This is a genomic window from Niallia circulans, from assembly GCF_003726095.1.
GTDB classification, from domain to species: domain Bacteria; phylum Bacillota; class Bacilli; order Bacillales; family Cytobacillaceae; genus Niallia; species Niallia circulans_A.
Window position 1 is genome coordinate 288,597 of sequence record NZ_CP026031.1, and the last position, 17,952, is coordinate 306,548.

At 35.9% G+C, this 17,952-nt stretch carries 15 protein-coding genes; 9 read left to right on the forward strand and 6 right to left on the reverse strand.

Features of this window, described 5'->3' with window-relative positions:
- Positions 1–700 precede the first annotated feature (700 nt).
- A complete protein-coding gene (locus C2I06_RS01330) occupies positions 701–976 on the forward strand; it encodes a YqhV family protein (protein ID WP_095332193.1) in 276 nt (91 codons plus the stop codon).
- A gap of 89 nt (positions 977–1,065) precedes the next feature.
- Here C2I06_RS01330 and C2I06_RS01335 read toward each other — a convergent pair whose 3' ends face one another.
- A complete protein-coding gene (locus C2I06_RS01335) occupies positions 1,066–1,482 on the reverse strand; it encodes a hypothetical protein (protein WP_123257315.1) in 417 nt (138 codons plus the stop codon).
- 158 nt (positions 1,483–1,640) lie between these two features.
- On the opposite strand from C2I06_RS01335, the gene C2I06_RS01340 reads away from it, so the two are divergent.
- The gene (locus C2I06_RS01340) at positions 1,641–2,960 is read left to right on the forward strand and encodes an MFS transporter (RefSeq protein WP_095332197.1); all 1,320 of its coding nucleotides are present in this window, start codon (positions 1,641–1,643) and stop codon (positions 2,958–2,960) included.
- A 29-nt stretch (positions 2,961–2,989) separates the two neighbouring features.
- On the opposite strand, the gene C2I06_RS01345 is transcribed toward C2I06_RS01340, so the two are convergent.
- The 5 genes from C2I06_RS01345 to C2I06_RS01365 form a co-directional block, all read right to left on the reverse strand.
- Positions 2,990–3,649 (reverse strand): YitT family protein, encoded by a 660-nt coding sequence (locus C2I06_RS01345; protein WP_235850315.1) that lies wholly within the window; start codon positions 3,647–3,649, stop codon positions 2,990–2,992.
- A 242-nt stretch (positions 3,650–3,891) separates the two neighbouring features.
- Positions 3,892–4,686, reverse strand: a complete 795-nt coding sequence (locus tag C2I06_RS01350) for an ATP-binding cassette domain-containing protein (RefSeq protein ID WP_123257316.1) — start codon at positions 4,684–4,686, stop codon at positions 3,892–3,894.
- Positions 4,687–4,705: 19 nt separating this feature from the next.
- Positions 4,706–5,488: an aliphatic sulfonate ABC transporter permease SsuC gene (gene ssuC / locus C2I06_RS01355; protein ID WP_095332203.1), complete on the reverse strand. Its 783-nt coding sequence runs from the start codon at positions 5,486–5,488 to the stop codon at positions 4,706–4,708.
- Positions 5,485–6,486 (reverse strand): sulfonate ABC transporter substrate-binding protein, encoded by a 1,002-nt coding sequence (locus C2I06_RS01360; RefSeq protein WP_095332205.1) that lies wholly within the window; start codon positions 6,484–6,486, stop codon positions 5,485–5,487. The genes ssuC and C2I06_RS01360 overlap by 4 nt, the downstream gene beginning before the upstream one ends.
- A gap of 420 nt (positions 6,487–6,906) precedes the next feature.
- Positions 6,907–8,367: a spore germination protein gene (locus C2I06_RS01365; RefSeq protein ID WP_095332207.1), complete on the reverse strand. Its 1,461-nt coding sequence runs from the start codon at positions 8,365–8,367 to the stop codon at positions 6,907–6,909.
- Between the two features lie 319 nt (positions 8,368–8,686).
- Here C2I06_RS01365 and C2I06_RS01370 point away from each other — a divergent pair, with 319 nt between their 5' ends.
- From C2I06_RS01370 to C2I06_RS01400, 7 genes are all read left to right on the forward strand, one after another.
- Positions 8,687–9,658: a LacI family DNA-binding transcriptional regulator gene (locus C2I06_RS01370; protein WP_095332209.1), complete on the forward strand. Its 972-nt coding sequence runs from the start codon at positions 8,687–8,689 to the stop codon at positions 9,656–9,658.
- Between the two features lie 241 nt (positions 9,659–9,899).
- Complete coding sequence (locus C2I06_RS01375; protein WP_095332211.1) at positions 9,900–10,889, forward strand: ABC transporter permease; 990 nt, start codon at positions 9,900–9,902, stop codon at positions 10,887–10,889.
- A gap of 44 nt (positions 10,890–10,933) precedes the next feature.
- Positions 10,934–11,785, forward strand: coding sequence for a carbohydrate ABC transporter permease (locus C2I06_RS01380; protein ID WP_095332219.1), 852 nt, complete (start codon positions 10,934–10,936; stop codon positions 11,783–11,785).
- 30 nt (positions 11,786–11,815) lie between these two features.
- A complete protein-coding gene (locus tag C2I06_RS01385; RefSeq protein ID WP_095332213.1) occupies positions 11,816–13,429 on the forward strand; it encodes an ABC transporter substrate-binding protein in 1,614 nt (537 codons plus the stop codon).
- 14 nt (positions 13,430–13,443) lie between these two features.
- A complete protein-coding gene (locus tag C2I06_RS01390; RefSeq protein WP_095332215.1) occupies positions 13,444–14,901 on the forward strand; it encodes a glycoside hydrolase family 32 protein in 1,458 nt (485 codons plus the stop codon).
- 94 nt (positions 14,902–14,995) lie between these two features.
- A complete protein-coding gene (locus C2I06_RS01395; protein ID WP_206426411.1) occupies positions 14,996–15,967 on the forward strand; it encodes a carbohydrate kinase family protein in 972 nt (323 codons plus the stop codon).
- Between the two features lie 31 nt (positions 15,968–15,998).
- Positions 15,999–17,858, forward strand: a complete 1,860-nt coding sequence (locus tag C2I06_RS01400) for a glycoside hydrolase family 32 protein (protein ID WP_123257317.1) — start codon at positions 15,999–16,001, stop codon at positions 17,856–17,858.
- Positions 17,859–17,952 lie beyond the last annotated feature (94 nt).

Below are 17,952 nucleotides of genomic sequence, written 5' to 3' on the forward strand. Positions count from 1 at the left end.
GCTAAAGAACTGCACCTCATCTTGTTGACAAAAGGAATTTAGGAAATGCAAATGGAATTATTATGCATGGATTGGAGTGGAAGGGGTGAGACTCCTGTGGGATCTGCGAGACAGTCTGAGACCCTGCAGACCTTTAGGTCGAAGCGGCTCAGCGCGAGCCCCACGAAAACGCACCCCTGCAACGGAAATCAATTCTTATTTAAAAGAATGTATATGTATAAACTAAGACAAACTCCTAATTACTGAATTAGGAGTTTGTCGACTTTCTGACTGCATCTTTATTTAGGTTGCAGTTTTTTAGGGTACAATTCTCTTTCTTTTTCAAAAAAATCCTTATTGCTATCACGAATTGATAGCAATTTGCATACTTTAACAAAGGATATAGAGGAGAAAGGAAGAGATGGAATGAAAATTGAAAAAGTCATGACATATTACGGATATGATTTGATGATTAATGAAATTTTACATAAGAAGTGTCTGAAGTGTAAACAGTGGTATAAATTTGATGGGGAGTTAGGTTATTGTAATTCATGTATAAGGGAGCTAGATAAAAAAAGACAGCGTTCTTTTAAACAATAGATTTGTTGGCTTTACTATTCCGTTCGTAATCAAGTTTCTATTCCGAGCTTCAAAAACATGTCCTATTAAACATCCCACTGCATATAATGGTAGTAAATTTTGCTATTGGTGGGAGGAGTATATGTTATCGTTCATTGAAAAAGCAGTTCTCGGAATGGTTATCCTAAGATTATTATCAGGAAGCATAGAAATTACTGCAGCACTTTTGATGCTGAAGGCAAATGAAATAGAAAAAGCACTTATAATCAATAGCTCATTAGCAATAGTTGGTCCTCTTGTACTTATAGCAACTACCTTTATTGGCTTATGGGGTTTAACAGATAAAATATCCTTTGTTAAAATGATGTGGATTTTATTAGGAGTTGGGCTGATTATATATGGGGTGAAAAGCGAATAATGAATATAAATTGCCTTTTTTCTCCTTGTCAGGTGGTCAAAAGGCAATTTATTTTGCTTTTGTTTTGGAAGAATATCGCAAAAAAAACATTAGGACATAATGACTTCCTTCGAAAGAATATTTTCGATTTTCCTAAATAATTTTTGGATTTCCTCGCCTTTAGAAATATTGACATTTATTTCACTCAGGCAATGCTCTTTAATTAAATCTATCTTTTTCTTTTTGTTCTCAGCCCCATCCTCTTCGCTTTCTTTGCCGTTAACATTTTTTAATAGCTGTTCATTTCCATGGTGATTTAATATCCAAAAGGTATAAGTTAAATTTGGTTTTTTTTCCGGATAACTGAAAAATAGGACAAAGTGAATAAAAAAGTCTTTATCAAAATACTGTAATGTGCCTCTAAGATAATTCTCTTCATTCTTACTAGAGGAAAGAGAAGTGCGAAATCCTTTTTTTAATCCAATTTGTTCTATTTCATCCAAGATGTATTCGATAAATAATTTCAATTTTTTTCCTCCGTTGTTCAAGTTTTATAACACTTAGCTAATGTATTTTCTCCCTCGTCAAGTGTTTGTATTCTAGAGATAAACATATTTTGTAAGACGGAATAACTTTTCCATGTACGGATAATCTAACTAAAGATCCCTAAAAATCATAAAATATAATGGAATACGGATGTATAGTAACGGAGGTATTGTTTGTGGAGAAAAAAAATACAAAAATGACTGCAGTAGCGATTGGTTCTATCCCGCTCATTATGACACTAGGAAATTCCATGTTAATACCAATACTGCCAAAAATGCAAACGGAAATTAATCTTTCTGCTTTTCAAGCTAGTATGACGATAACAGTTTTTTCTGTAGTTGCCGCTTTTTTTATTCCCATTTTAGGTTATTTATCGGACCGCTTTACACGAAAATCCGTTATTATTCCTGCTTTGTTTTTATATGGAGTTGGAGGAATATTAGCTGGATTTGCTGCAGCGAAATTTTCTCATGCTTATACATGGATTTTAGTAGGACGGTCTTTACAAGGGATAGGTGCTGCTGGAACAGCGCCGATAGCAATGGCATTAACGGCCGATTTATATAAAGGAGCGAAAGAAAGTAGGATTTTGGGACTTGTGGAAGCATCCAATGGATTTGGGAAAGTACTTTCTCCTATACTTGGTTCTGCCATTGCCTTAATTGTTTGGTATGGCGTATTTTTTGCTTTTCCAATGGTTGTATTAATTTCTATTATCTTGTCATGGATTTTCATTAGAGAGAAAGAACATAGTAAAAAGCCTCCATCTCCAAGCAAATATATAAAAGGGTTAGTAAGTGTTTTTAAACATGAAGGAAAATGGTTATTTACGGCATACTTAGCAGGGGCAACCTGTTTATTTACTCTCTTCGGTATTCTTTTCTATTTATCAGATACTTTAGAGAATACGCATAAAATTGATGGAATTATCAAGGGGTTAATATTAGCAATTCCCTTATTAATAATGTGTACAACATCCTATATTACAGGAAGTAAAATAGGAAAAAATCAAAAATTAATGAAAAAGTTAATCGTTCTTGGTTTTATTTTTGTCACTGCATCTTATGCGACCTTAAGTTTATTTAAGAGTCTTGTTCCTTTTATAGCAGTCCTTGCAGTCAGCAGTGTTGGAACTGGTTTAATTTTGCCATGTATTAATAGTTTTATTACAGGTGCTGTTGGCCAAGAAAGAAGGGGATTCGTTACCTCCTTATATGGTTCTGTGCGGTTCCTTGGAGTTGCAATCGGACCGCCAATTTTCGGAAGGTTGATGGATTGGTCTCGGATAGGTATGTTTTTATCAATAGCTGGATTTACTTGTCTCGTTGGTCTTCTAGCTTTGTTATTAATTAAAGTAGAGGATAAAAAACAACCGCAGGGAGAAAAAGGGAAGAAAGACAAAAAAGAAGCGGATGCAAAAGAAGTTATTCCTTTTTTAGAGCCTATTGAAGGAAGATAATAAGGATGTTTGGGATTATCCCGACATCCTTATTTTTTCCGCCAGGCAAAGGCAGGGCCAGGTATAGGTAGTCGGATTCTTAAATTATAGAGATAGGCAACAATCTGTGTGGATAACCATTGACAGATGAGGGCTTGTATCACAATTTGCCAATCGATAATATAAGCAGTGATAACAAATATTACCCCATTTATCCAAAATAATGGTCTACCTGGATTAATATTTCTATATTTGGAGATGATTAAAGCAATAACTCCGATTCCGCCATTCGATACACCTTGCCTTAAAAGTATGCCAATTCCCGTACCGAGTACCAAGGATCCCATAAGCATATCTATCCACACATTGGAAAAGGGTGTACTGAAATAGGCTTGGGAAAGATTAACGGCTATTGAAGTGATCGTAATTCCAAATAATGTTCCAACTGCACTGCTGCCGCCTAAGAAATGGAGGGCAAAAAGGAGCATAGAAGAATTGATTATCCAAAGAATAATACTTAGGGGAATGTTGAAAAAATAATGAAAGAGAACAGTTAAACCGCCAGCTCCTCCAGAAGGGATAGAATTTGGAAAAAGGAATATACCCATTGCACATCCTTGTATAATCGCTCCAAGCAAAATGAAGGAGTATTGTCTACATATTCTTCTAAATCGATAAGGTGAATAAGTTACCGGCTTTTTTTTTCTCAAAAAAATCATCCCTCATTTAGTATGCATGTCCACTATAATAACAAGTGTATGCAGAACCATGAAAAGGAATGACTTTTATTAGAGGAATGGGGAGTTTTTCTTCCAAGAGACTGTTCGCTTTAACTGATGGTCAGTTGATGGGGTATCTTGTTTAAAAAGGAGTATTAGGTTTATTCTGTTGCCATGCTAAAAAGAAAGAAGAAGACCAGACAAAAAAAGTTAGTCTCCTCCAATAACACTTATTAATTTAGCTTTGGAATCGTTTTTAATGCTAAGTTTCGTTCCTCCTCAATCATTCGATGGGACTTTTCGTCGGTTGGATGGAGGATTTTTTTTAATATATCGTTTACTAAAGAGGCAAAAGCAGCATGATTTCGCTGGCGTGACTTTTCTAGAGTAATTGGTATATCTTGAGCAATAATGCCATCCTGAAGAACGATGACTCGATCAGCAAGTGCTACAGCCTCTTCGACATCATGTGTTACTAATAAGGAGGTAAATCCGTGGGTCATTTGAATATTTTCAATCATAGATTGCATTTCAAGACGGGTAAGAGCATCTAATGCTCCAAGGGGTTCATCAAGTAACAGCAACCTTGGTTTATGCATAAGAGACCGAGCTAATGCTACGCGCTGCTTCTGTCCGCCAGAAAGATTTGCTGGCCATTCATCTTTCTTGTCTTCTAATCCAACATCACGCAAAACCTGAATAGCTTCCTCTCGGCGAATTCCTTTTACTCCTAATTTCACATTATCTAATACGCATTTCCATGGAAGCAAGCGTCCATCTTGGAACATCATGCATGCTTCCCTATTTAAACTATTTAAAGGTTTTCCGTCAATGAGTATTTCACCTTTAGTTGGTTTTTCTAACCCTGACAGTAAGCGAAGTAATGTACTTTTTCCACAGCCACTCTTCCCGACAATTGCAAGGAATTCGCCTTGATTTATTTTAAGATTTAGAGATTTTAAGACTTTGGTTTCATTGTAGCTTTTTTCGAGATTTTTAATTTCTAGATATATTTTTTCTTTACTCATCTTCCAATCCTCCTTTACTTTAGGAATGTTTTTGGTAGCTAGGATGCCATTTAAGCCATCGTGTTTCCATAAAACGAGCGATTACATCGGAAAGTTTTCCAAGTAATGCATACAGGAGAATACTTAATACAATTACATCCATCCTCATAAATTCTCTTGCATTCATTGCCATATAACCAATCCCAGAAGTAGAGGATATTGTTTCTGCGACAATTAAAGTAATCCACATAATTCCTAATGAAAATCGTAAACCTACAAGAATGGAAGAAAGAGCGCCTGGAAATATAACGTTTAGGAAAAGAGAAAAGCCATTTAGCCCATACATTTTTCCCATTTCGATTAATCCTTTATCAACGGATTTAATACCATGATAGGTATTAAGGTAGACGGGGAATAAAACCCCTAAAGCTACAAGAAATACTTTTGCTTCTTCTCCAATCCCAAACCAAAGAATGACTAATGGTATTAGAGCTAAATGGGGAATATTTCGTAACATTTGAATAGAGGTGTCAAGTAATAGCTCTGTAAATCGGAATAAGCCGTTTAATAAACCTAATACAAATCCAATCGTACCACCGATCAGAAATCCAATAGACGCTCTCCATAAACTAATCCATACATGATGAGTTAACTCTCCCGTTTGAAAGAGATTTATGGCAGCCAGATAGACATCCGATGGAGCGGGAAGTATTCGTGATGAAATAATCCCTGCCTTAATAATCCATTGCCAGCCGATAAGCAATAAAATAGGAATGCCCCATGGCAATATTTTTTTTATGAAGTAGAGAGATGTTTTCTTCACTTTTCCTCATCCTTTAAATCAATTGTATAAACGTTCTCATTCACCTTTACTTTCTTTGGTATAAGTTGGAGATTATAAAAGGTATCTGCAATTTCTTGCTGTTCTTTTATAATTGAATCACTTATTTCTTCTACTCCATAAACTCTTCTTTCCACAGCCATTCTCATAGAGGCTTCATCAATACCCAAAATAGAGGAAAGCATTTTTGTTAAATCTTCTGGATGCTCATTTGCCCACTGACATGATTTTTGTATCTCTTCCATCACTACTTTAATAATATCCTCGTTTTCTTGAAGAAAGTCAGAGGAAGCTAGAAAGAAATCGCGGTCACTAGTTAGACCTTTTCCATTTACTAATAGTGTTGCATCAGCTTGTAACTGTGTATTTGCGGTAAAAGGATCCCACACAACCCATGCGTCAATTTCCTTTTTTTCAAAAGCAATTCTTGCGTCTCCAGGCGATAAGTAAGCAGGTTCTATGTCACTATAGCTTAAACCAGCTTTTTCTAATGCTTTTACTAATAAATAATGGGAACTACTTCCCTTGGCAAAACCGATTTTTTTCCCTTTCAGGTCTTCTAATGTCTTGATGGAAGAATCATTTTTCACTAAAATGCCAGAGCCTTCAAACTTTGATTTTCCTGCCGCAACATACTGTAAGGCAGAATTAGATGCTTGAGCAAAGATTGGAGGAGAATCACCTGACCGACCAAAATCTATACTTCCGGCATTTAATGCTTCAAGTAAAGCCGGGCCTGCTTGAAATTCATACCATTCTACTTTATATCCAAGTGGTTCTAAACGATCTTCTAATGTACCTAGCTCCTTCAAAATAAGGAGTGGTCCATTTTTTTGATAACCAATACGGAATACCTCATCATGGCTGCTATTCTCACCTGGCGGATTTGGTAATGAACAAGCAGAAAGGAAAATGGTAGATAAAAGCAGCATACATCCTAAGATTAAAGCGACTGTTTTCTTTCTTATTCTTTTTTTCATATAGAAGCATCATCTCCTCATACTTTTATTTTATTTGTCAGCTATGTTAAGGAAGCTTGTAGAAGATGATATTCTCTGCCATCAATCAATAGTTAGACATTAACGTACATATATTTTCTTTCTGTAAAGTTGACTGTTTCATCATCAAACCAACCTATTTTTAACATAGCATTTCCGCTTATACTGTCTGGATTTTAAGTTCTTTATAAACTATGCAAAGAAAATTATTAGGTACCTGTTTAGTTTTTTTTGAAGTCATTTCTTTTTTGTCTTACCAGATAGGGAATTTGGAATGAAGGGAAGGGAGTAGTTAACCATTTATAGGGGGCCTCGGATAAAGACATTTTAGCATATAGAAAACAGCCTTAGATTACCTAAGGCTGTAAGACCTTACAGATGCAGAAATTGCTGGGACGATAATTATCGATCAGGATCATTGGGATTTAAAATACGGGGACGGCGATTCTTTAAAGGAATTGGTGTTCTAACAAGAATATCTCTCATTGCACGGTAATTGAATGGAATGAAAGGCCATAGATAGGGAACTCCAAATGATTTCATGTTTGCAAGGAAGATAATAAACAGAGCTACGCCAACGATATATCCAGGAACTTTAAAGATAGCGGTAGAAATTAACAGCACAATCCGGACAAGTCTGTTTGCTAAACCAAGCTCATAACTAGGTGTTGCAAAAGTTCCGATCGCAGCAATAGAGAAATACAAAATAACTTCGTTTGAAAACAGCCCCACCTCTACTGCGACTTGTCCAATCATTAAGGCAGCCACAAGCCCTAATGCAGTGGCAAGCGATGTAGGTGTATGAATGGCGGCCATACGCAGCATATCCAGTCCAACTTCTATTAAAAGAAACTGAACAATTAAGGGAACCTGCCCTAATTCATTCGGTCCCAAAAACGATAAAGATCCAGGCAATAGGCTTGGTTCTATACTCACTAAATACCACAAAGGTAATAAGAAAAGGGAAGCAAACACACCTAGGTAACGAACAAAGCGTAAATAGGCACCTACAAGCGGATTGTTCCGATATTCTTCAGCATGCTGCAAATGATGCCAGAAAGTAACAGGTGTGATCATGGCAGACGGTGAGCCATCTACAAAAATACATACATGTCCTTCAAAAAGATGGATGGCCGTTGTATCAGGCCGTTCTGTATAACGTACTTTTGGGAAAGGGTTCCAGTTGTTTCCTGAAATAAATTCCTCAATTGTTTTTTCCGCCATCGGTAATCCATCAGTATCAATATGGGACATCGCTTTCTTTAATTGCTCGACCATATCTGGATCTGCAATGTCACCAATATAACAAATAACAATATCCGTTTTGGAACGACGCCCTACTTGCATAAATTCCATTCGCAGTGTCCGATCTCTGATTCTTCTTCTTGTCAGTGCTGTATTAAACACAATTGTTTCTACAAAGCCATCTCGGGAACCGCGGACAACTCTCTCTGTATCAGGCTCTTGTGGTCCTCTGACAGGATAGGTTCTAGCATCAATCAGCAGGACTTCGTCAATACCGTCGATAAGGAGTGCTGTTGGACCTGAGAGGACATTATCGACAACCTTATTCAGATCATCAACTGTGCTGATTTCTATATAAGGTATATAGGTACTCAATAATTTCTTTAAAACATCTTTTCTTAATTCCTCTTTTTTTACTTTGGCAAGGAACTTCATAAGCAAATGTAATATATCATCTTTTACTAATCCGTCTACAAGAAACATAGCCATTCGGATGCCAGCATATTCGACATCTAAATGGATCATGTCAAAGTTTTGTCCAACACCTAATTCTTCCTTTAGATATCCAACATTCTCATCCAAATGACTGGATACTTTTTTCTTACTTATATTTTCCATATCTCACCTCATACTAAAAACGGTTGGGGAATGATTTTTCTTTTTTATGTACTATATTTCATAATAGACATAGAGAAGGAAAAAAATACCTCTGAAGTAAAAGGCCAATATTCCTTGATTAGAAACCAAAATAAAAAGGAATGAATGGCAAATCCTTCTATCACTATAAGGGTAAATAGGGTTCTTGTAATCTAGAATTATAGGAGCAGAAGGAATATATTGGGTAGGTGGAAGATGCAAAAAAAAATAGTTTATGATAATATGTATGAAAACGGTTAACAGATATATTAAATAATTTATGATTTTTCGGGTGGTAATTATGAAAGTAAAATTAGAAGATGTAGCGGAGTTGGCAGGTGTTTCGCCAACGACGGTTTCACGTGTTTTGAATAATCGAGGATATATAAGTGCAAAAACAAGAGAAAAAGTAGAGCAAGCCATTAAGGATTTAAATTATTATCCTAATGATATAGCACGCTCTCTTTTTAAAAAACGGACCAATTTTATTGGCCTTATTTTGCCAACAATTAATAATCCCTTTTTTAGTGAATTAGCTTTATATATAGAGAATATATGCTCCAATCATGAGTTTAAAGTTATTCTCTGTAATAGTTTAGGACAAGTTGCTAAAGAAACTTCATATGCAGAGATGCTTATTAGGCATCAAGTAGATGGAATTATTGTTTGTTCCTATAATCGTGGAATTGAAATATATAAGAATTCTAACCTACCTATTGTCGCAATTGACCATTACTTATCACCAACAATTCCTGTAATAGGTTCTGACAACTATGAAGGTGGAAAATTGGCTATTCAACATTTACTTAACCAAGGTTGCAAAGCAATTGTTCATATAAATGGACCAAGTGAGTTAGAAACACCAACCCAAAATAGAAGAAAAGCCTATGAAGATCAAGTAGCTAATCCCATTACCTATGAATTGAATAGCGTTTTTGATGAGGAAGCAACTGCGGAAACAATCAAAAGGATATTTATAGAACACCCTGAAACGGATGGGATTTTTGCTAGTGATGATTTAATCGCATCTACTTGTTTGAAAGTAGCGAGTGAACTAGGAATTCAGATTCCTAATCAATTAAAAGTTATAGGATATGATGGCACGCAAAGTGTAAGGAGGCTGTTACCTCAATTAACCACAATTAAACAACCAATTGAGGAAATTGCGCAATCAGCTGTATTAAGATTAATGGATATTATTAATGAAGTAAATAAGGATGAAAGAATGGAAGTTATATTACCTGTTCAATTGCTAAAGAGTGAGACGGCCTAATCTAATAGTTTCCTTTGATAAAATATAATCTAAAAAATTAGATTGTATTTTTTTGAAAATAAGTAAGTCAAGCGGTTGACACATCGAGTGAAAGCGTTTAAAATCAAATATATCAAGCGGTTGACATGAAAAAATATGAAAGCGGTTGATATACATAATTTGAGAAAGGAGATTTAGAAATATGTCAAGCGGTTGACACTAAAATCATTCAACTTTTTTCTAAAGAAGGTGGCGAAATAAAATGTCAGTTTCAGTACCTGAAACGAAAACAACTAATAAGAAGACTTCCCATAAAGTAAAAGGTGAATTTTTACCTGAGCACAAAAAAGAAAATTTTATTCAATATTTCAAAAAGAATTATGCTTTGTATTTATTTTTAGTACCAGCCATCATTTTAACAATTGTATTTAAATATATCCCAATGTATGGGGCAATCATCGCTTTTAAGGATTTTAGTCCAATGAAGGGAATTATCGGCAGTGATTGGGTAGGTTTAACACACTTTAAAGATTTTTTAACTTCTCCCAATTTTAAAGAGATTTTTATGAATACGCTTAAATTAAGTTTCTATGGTTTAATATTGGGTTTTCCAGTACCCATTATCTTAGCACTTAGTCTAAACCAAGTACGGCGAGCTGCTATCAAAAAAAATATCCAATTAATATTGTATGCACCAAATTTTATATCAGTTGTTGTCATTACAGGAATGTTATTTATCTTTATGTCACCTACAGGTCCAATAAATTCACTATTATCGGTATTTAACGATAAACCAGTTTCCTTTATGACAGAGCCTGAATATTTTAGATCCATTTATATTTTATCAGGAATATGGCAAGCGGCAGGCTGGTCATCGATTATTTATGTAGCAGCACTTGCGAATGTTGATCCTCAATTACATGATGCGGCAACAATCGATGGAGCAACACTATTGCAGAGGATAAGACATATTGATCTTCCTACTCTAAAACCAATCATGGCAGTGTTGTTTATTCTAGGAGCAGGTGGGATTATGGCGATTGGATTTGAAAAGGCTTACTTAATGCAAACCTCTATGAATCTGCCAACTTCAGAGATTCTGCCGACTTATGTATATAAAGTAGGACTGCAGGCCGGGGATTATGCCTATTCAACAGCAGTAGGTTTGTTTAATTCTGTTATTAACGTAGTTTTATTGGTATTCGTGAATTTTGTAGTGAAGAAGTTAAATGAAGGCGAAGGGTTATATTAATAAAGGGGGGATAATCATTGAAGAACCATTCCAAAACAGATAAAATGCTTCTTTTTAGTAACAAAATAATTTTAATACTACTTGTTTTAATCGTGTTATTACCATTACTTTATATTTTATTGGCTTCTTTTTTAGACCCCAATGTACTGCTTAGTAAAGGATTTTCCTTAAATCCATCTAATTGGAGTTTGGAAGGCTATAAACGGATTTTACAAGATGAATTAATGATAAAAGGATTTATCAATTCAGTCATCTATTCATTAGGTTTTACAATTGTCACAATTGTTATTACGATATTTGCTGCATATCCACTTTCTCTTGATGGATTTAAAGGAAAGAATATAATCATGGTTTTCTTTCTTATTACGATGTTCTTTAATGGCGGGTTGATTCCTACCTATTTAATAGTAAAGGATTTAGGAATGCTTAATACCATTTGGTCGATTATTTTGCCTGGAGCAATTAGTGTCTGGAATATTATCCTAGCACGAACCTTTTTTAAAGGGCTTCCAAAAGAGCTGTTTGAGGCAGCAAAAATTGATGGTGCTTCTGAATTAAAAATATTTCTAAAAATAGTATTGCCTTTGTCTAAACCAATTATTTTTGTAATCGCTTTATATGCCTTTGTTGGGCAATGGAATTCCTACTTTGATGCAATGATTTATTTAGAGGACCAAGAATTACATCCATTGCAGTTAGTGTTACGTTCCATTCTGATTCAAAATCAAGTTCAGCCTGGAATGATTAATGATCAATTAGCAATGGCTGAGTTGAGTAAATTAGCGGAAAAAATAAAATATGCATCTATTGTTATTTCAAGTTTACCACTTCTAATTATGTATCCATTCTTCCAAAAATACTTTGAAAAAGGTGTTATGGTAGGATCTTTAAAATAATTTAAATAAAAGCATATGGAGGGTTCATTTATGGGGAAAATCAATAAGCTTCTTTCCACTTTTATTGTTGCCGGTCTTGTTCTAACAGGTTGCAGTGGTGAAAAGACAAGTAAAAGTGCTTCAACAGAAGATTTAAAATTAACTGATGTTACATTTCCTTTGAAAGAGAAAGCAACACTTCGTTTTATGACACAAAGCTCAGCTTTGGCACCAACCGACCCGAATGAAAAGCTAATCTATCAAAGATTAGAGGAGCAGACAGGTGTTCATATTGATTGGAAAAACTATACGAAAGACCAATTTGTGGAGAAGCGGAATTTAGCGTTGGCAAGTGGGGAGCTGCCAGATGCCATTTTAGATGCTGCTTTCAGTGATTATGATTTATTGAAATATGCAAAGGATGGAACCATCATACCAGTTGAAGATTTAATTGATCAGTATATGCCTAATTTTAAAAAGGTGCTGGAAGAAGCTCCAGAATATAAATCGATGATTACAGCGCCAGATGGACATATATACAGTTTTCCTTGGATTGAAGAGCTTGGCAGTGGAAAGAGCCGCATTCAAGTAGTTGATTGCCTTCCTTGGATAAATGTAGAATGGCTCAATAATTTAGGGCTGGAAATGCCAACAACAACTGAAGAACTGAAAGAGGTACTTCTTGCGTTTAAAACACAAGATCCAAATGGTAATGGAGAAGCAGATGAAATACCATTATCTTTTATTGTGAATCAAGGAGGAGAGGACCCAGCTTTCTTATTTGCTTCCTTTGGTTTAGGAGATAACTGGGATCATACGGTTGTTTCCAATGAAGGAAAAGTTATTTTTACTGCAGCAGAAGAAGGGTATAAAGAAGCGTTAAAATTCTTTAATGAACTAAATGATTTAGGTTTAATTGATGTAGAAGCATATGAACAAGATTGGAATAAATATGTAGCGAAAGGAAAAGATTCAAAATACGGTCTTTACTTTACATGGGATAAAGGAAATATTAGTGGCATGAATGATACCTATGATGTAATGCCTCCATTAGAAGGACCAAGTGGTGAAAAAAATGTGGCGCAAACAAATGGATTTGGTCTTGATAGAGGAAGAATGGTTATCACAAGTGCGAATAAGAATTTAGAGTTAACCGCAAAATGGATTGATCAACTGTATGAACCACTGCAATCTGTTCAAGATAACTGGGGAACATATGGGGATACGAAACAGCAAAATATTTTTGAATTTGATGAGAAAGCTGGTATGTTAAAGCATCTTCCGCTAGAAGGCGCAGCACCAGTTGAAATAAGAGAAAAAACAAATATCGCAGGACCATTGGCTATACTAGATGAGTATTATGGCGTGTACACAACAAAACCAGAAGATGCTGCTTGGCGATTAAATATTTTAGAAAAGAATATGGTTCCTCATATTAAAGCAGAGAACTTTTATCCACCAGTGTTTTTCTCACTAGAAGAGGCAGATGAAAAGGCAAAAATTGAAACAGATCTATTTGCTTATGTGAATAGAAAAAGAGCTGAATGGATGAGTAATGGAAAAATTGAAGAAGAATGGGAAGATTACTTGAAAGAATTAGAGAGACTAGGTCTAAGCACTTGGTTGCAAATTAAGCAGGATGGCTATGACAGAACAGTAAATTAATTGGAGGCATGACATTGAAGATTACTAAACTCGAAAAATACAGACCAGCATTGCATTTTTCCCCTAAAAAAAATTGGATGAATGATCCGAATGGGTTAGTGTTTTTCAAAGGAGAATATCATTTGTTTTATCAGCATAATCCACATGGCAGCACATGGGGGCCAATGCATTGGGGGCATGCAGTCAGCAAAGATTTAATCGTATGGGAGGAATTAGAGATAGCTTTACATCCTGATGAGAATGGAACCATTTTTTCAGGCAGCATAGTTGTGGATTGGAATAATACAACAGGCTTTTTTAACGATGAACCAGGGTTAGTGGCTATTTTTACCCATCACTTGGAGCCAGTTCATGGCAAGGAGGCTGTTCAGACACAGAGTTTGGCATATAGCTTAGATAAGGGCAGATCGTGGATCAAATATGACGGGAATCCTGTACTTGCTCACCCTTCTAAACCCGATTTTAGAGACCCTAAAGTTTTTTGGCATAAAGAGTCCCAAAAGTGGATGATGGCTTTAGCTACAGGGCAAACCATCTCTTTCTATTCCGCTCCAAATTTAAAAGATTGGAAGTTTGAAAGTGAATTTGGAGAGAATTGTGGTTGTCACGAAGGGGTATGGGAATGTCCAGACTTATTTGAGTTACCAATAGACAATTCAAATGATAAAAAATGGGTGCTTATTGTCAGTATTGGCGATAATCCTCAATATGATGAAGGGTCGCGCACGCAGTATTTTGTTGGTTCATTTGATGGAAAGGAATTTATGCCAGAACATGAAGAAATAAAATGGCTGGACTATGGGAAGGACAACTATGCTGGAGTGAGCTTTTCTGATATCCCTGAAGCAGATGGAAGACGAATTTATCTAGGCTGGATGAGTAATTGGCGTTACGCTAATCAAGTTCCCACAGAAGGATGGAGAAGTCAGATGACTCTCCCTAGAGTGCTAGAATTGCGAGAGGAGAAGGAAGAGTATTATCTCGTCCAGCATTTAGTGAGAGAATTAGATACCTATTTTGAAAGAAAAGAAGAAAGAACAGACACAATCATTACAGCCAAAGAAAGCACTGTTTTTGAAGTGGATGATGAATACACAGAGATAATCCTATCCTTAAAGAATATAAATGCAAATAAGTATGGATTAAAGATAGAACATACAGATTTACAGCATACAACCATTACTATTGACGTTAACGAAAATGTACTGAGTCTGTCTCGTGAAAAATCTGGGATAGTTGATTTTTCTGATAACTTCCCTAAATTGCAGCGAGTTTATCTGGAGGATTCTCAATCACTTGATCTACGAATAATTGTAGATTCTGCCTCCTTAGAACTATTTATCAATGGCGGAGAGCAAGCATTAACAAGTTTAATTTTCCCTGATAAAGTAAGCAAACGGGTATGTTTGTTTGCAAAAGATGGGGAAGTGAATCTAGTATATGGAAAGGTATCTGTTCCTTCTAAAAATTGATATATAACCGAAAGCCAGGGGATTGAATGAATCTATCCTCTGGCTATTTTATACGAAATTCAATGGAAAAAAGTTAGAAAAGTGGTGTAGAGATATGAGCGATGTAACAGCGTTAGGAGAAATTTTAATTGATTTTACTCCCCAAGGTGAAAATGAACAAGGGTTTTCTATGTTTGTTGCCAATCCAGGTGGGGCTCCGGGGAATGTTCTAGTGGCTTTATCCTGTTTGGGGCTGAGAACAGAATTTATTGGGTGTATAGGGAAGGATCATTTTGGGGAATTACTCGTTTCCACTTTACAGAATAAAGGAGTGCAAACAAATGGAATTGTTTATTCCCCAATAAAAACGACACTAGCATTTGTGCATATTGATCATCAGGGGGATCGTTCATTTGATTTTTATAGACAGCCTGGTGCAGACATGATGTTATCTAAAGATGATGTGGATTTATCATTAATAGCAGATGCAAAAATATTCCATGTAGGATCAATATCCATGACAAATGAGCCAGCAAGAGAAGCAACTTTATTAGCATTAAATTATGCAAAAGAACAGCAAAAGATTATTTCATTTGATCCAAATCTTCGTCCATTACTATGGCAAAGCTTAGAGGAGGCAAAAGAACAAATCGAAGTAGTCTTGCATTTTGCAGATATAGTCAAAGTTTCGGAAGAAGAATTAGCATTTTTAACGGATACAACAGATATTTTTTCAGGAGCAAAGCAGTTATATAAAGAGTTTCATTTACGGCTGCTTTTTGTAACAGTGGGAGATAAGGGAAGCTATGCATATGGAGAGGATGGCTTAGTATTTGTCCCAGGAGCAGCTGTAAAAGCTATTGATACAACTGGATGCGGAGATGCATTTCTTGCTGGCGTTCTATATGAATTATTAAAGAGGGATCTATTGAATTTTAAAATAAGCGAAGATATATTAAAGCAAATATTGAATTTCGGAAATGCGATGGGAGCATATGTGGCAACAAATAAAGGTGGAATTCCAGCCATGCCTACTCTTCACCAAATCGAAGACTTTATAGTAGTCAATAAAAAGGAAAAAAAATGACGTTAAAAAGGAGGAGAGGGGGGATTTCAAATTGAGAAAAAGAATATTAACGGCTGTTTTGTCTGTTACATGGCTATTAACGGGCTGTAGTATCAACCAAATGGGAAAGGAAGAGAAAAATTTGGATGGCTTGAGACCGGATAACATGGAAGCTGCCACTTCCGATTATTATACAGAATTGTATCGACCCCAATACCATTTTTCAACCCCTTCTGGAAACTTAGCTGACCCTAATGGACTCATCTATTTTGCGGGAGAGTATCATCTGTTTCATCAAAAAAATGGTAATTGGGCACACGCGGTGAGCAAGGATTTATTACATTGGGAACATTTGCCGATTGCATTAGAACATGACCAATTAGGGCAAGCATTATCTGGAAGTGCTGTGGTGGATTGGAATGATTCCACAGGATTTTTTGAAGGGAAAGCCGGGTTAGTTGCCATCTATACAAATACAGAGGGAGGAGAATCCCAAAGCATTGCTTATAGTAAAGATAATGGGAGAACATGGGAAAGATATAAAGGAAACCCGGTTATCCCAAACCCAGGAATAAAGGATTTTCGTGATCCAAAAGTATTTTGGCATGAGAGCACTAAAAAATGGGTAATGGTTGTTTCGACAAATCAAAGTGTGACGTTTTATCGTTCTGATAATTTGATTGACTGGGAGTTTCAGAGTCAATTTGGGGATAAGGAGGGATCTCATGCAGCTGTATGGGAGTGTCCTGATTTATTTGAATTGCCTGTAGATGGTGATGAGAATAAGAAGAAATGGGTATTGCAAGTTAGCGTTGGAGATAATGAAGAAACAAATGGATCAACTGCTCAATATTTTATTGGAGAGTTTGACGGAACAAAATTTATTAATGATAATGCCCCAGAAACTATTTTAACAACAGATTTTGGGCAAGACTTTTATGCGGCTCAATCCTTTTCTGATATCCCGGAAAAAGATGGGCGCCGAATATGGTTAGGCTGGATGGCGAATTGGAGATATCCTTATCAATCGCCGACAGAACCATGGAAGGGATCTATGTCAATTCCACGTGAACTATATTTGAAAACCGTTAAGGATGGAAATATTAAATTATTTCAAGAACCGGTTAGAGAGTTAGAAAGTTTACGTGTCAATCATATTGCTATTGATCCTATGGAGGTAAATGGGGAGCAGGCAATTGCTGACTTTTCGGGTACTACTTATGAATTTGAAGCTGTGCTGGAATGGGAAAACTTAGAGGAATTCGGTATTCGCGTTCGACAATCAGAGGACGAAAATACGGTTATAGGTGTAAATACAAAAGAGAATAAACTATTCTTAGATAGATCTCGTGCTGGGTTAGAAACGATATTGGATCGAAATGGGAATCCATTTCAATTTGGGAATAACCATACAACTACTTACCCTATTGAGGAGAAGCGAATAAAGATTAGAGGATTTGTTGATGAATCTTCTGTTGAGGTGTTTATAAACGATGGGGAATATGTCTTTACGAATTTAATCTATTCCCAGCCTACGAGCAACGGGATAGAGCTATATACAAAAGGTGGAAGCATGAAGGTTGCTTCACTAGAATTTTATCCTTTATATTCAACATGGAGAGAGCGCCCAAAGGAAGAGGAAGTCGAACGTATAGTAGTAAGTTCGGAATATTTAACTCTTAAAGAAGGAGAAATCCAAACTATTAAAGCGATTTTAAAGCCAGATTGGATTAAGAGCAGTTCTCCTTTTAGTTGGGACATCGCTGAACAAGACATAATCGATATAACGGAGTCTACTGACGAAGGAAAAGGTATTTTCGTTAAAGCATTAAAACCAGGCGTAACAAACATACAGGTTAAGCATCCTGAAACGGAACTTACAAAGGAAGTAAAAATAAGGGTAATAAAATAAAAGAGAATGAAAGCATTATACAGTATGTAAAAGCACTTCTCCCAAATAAGGAAAAGTGCTTTTACATATTGTTTCTAAATAGAGGGTACTTAAG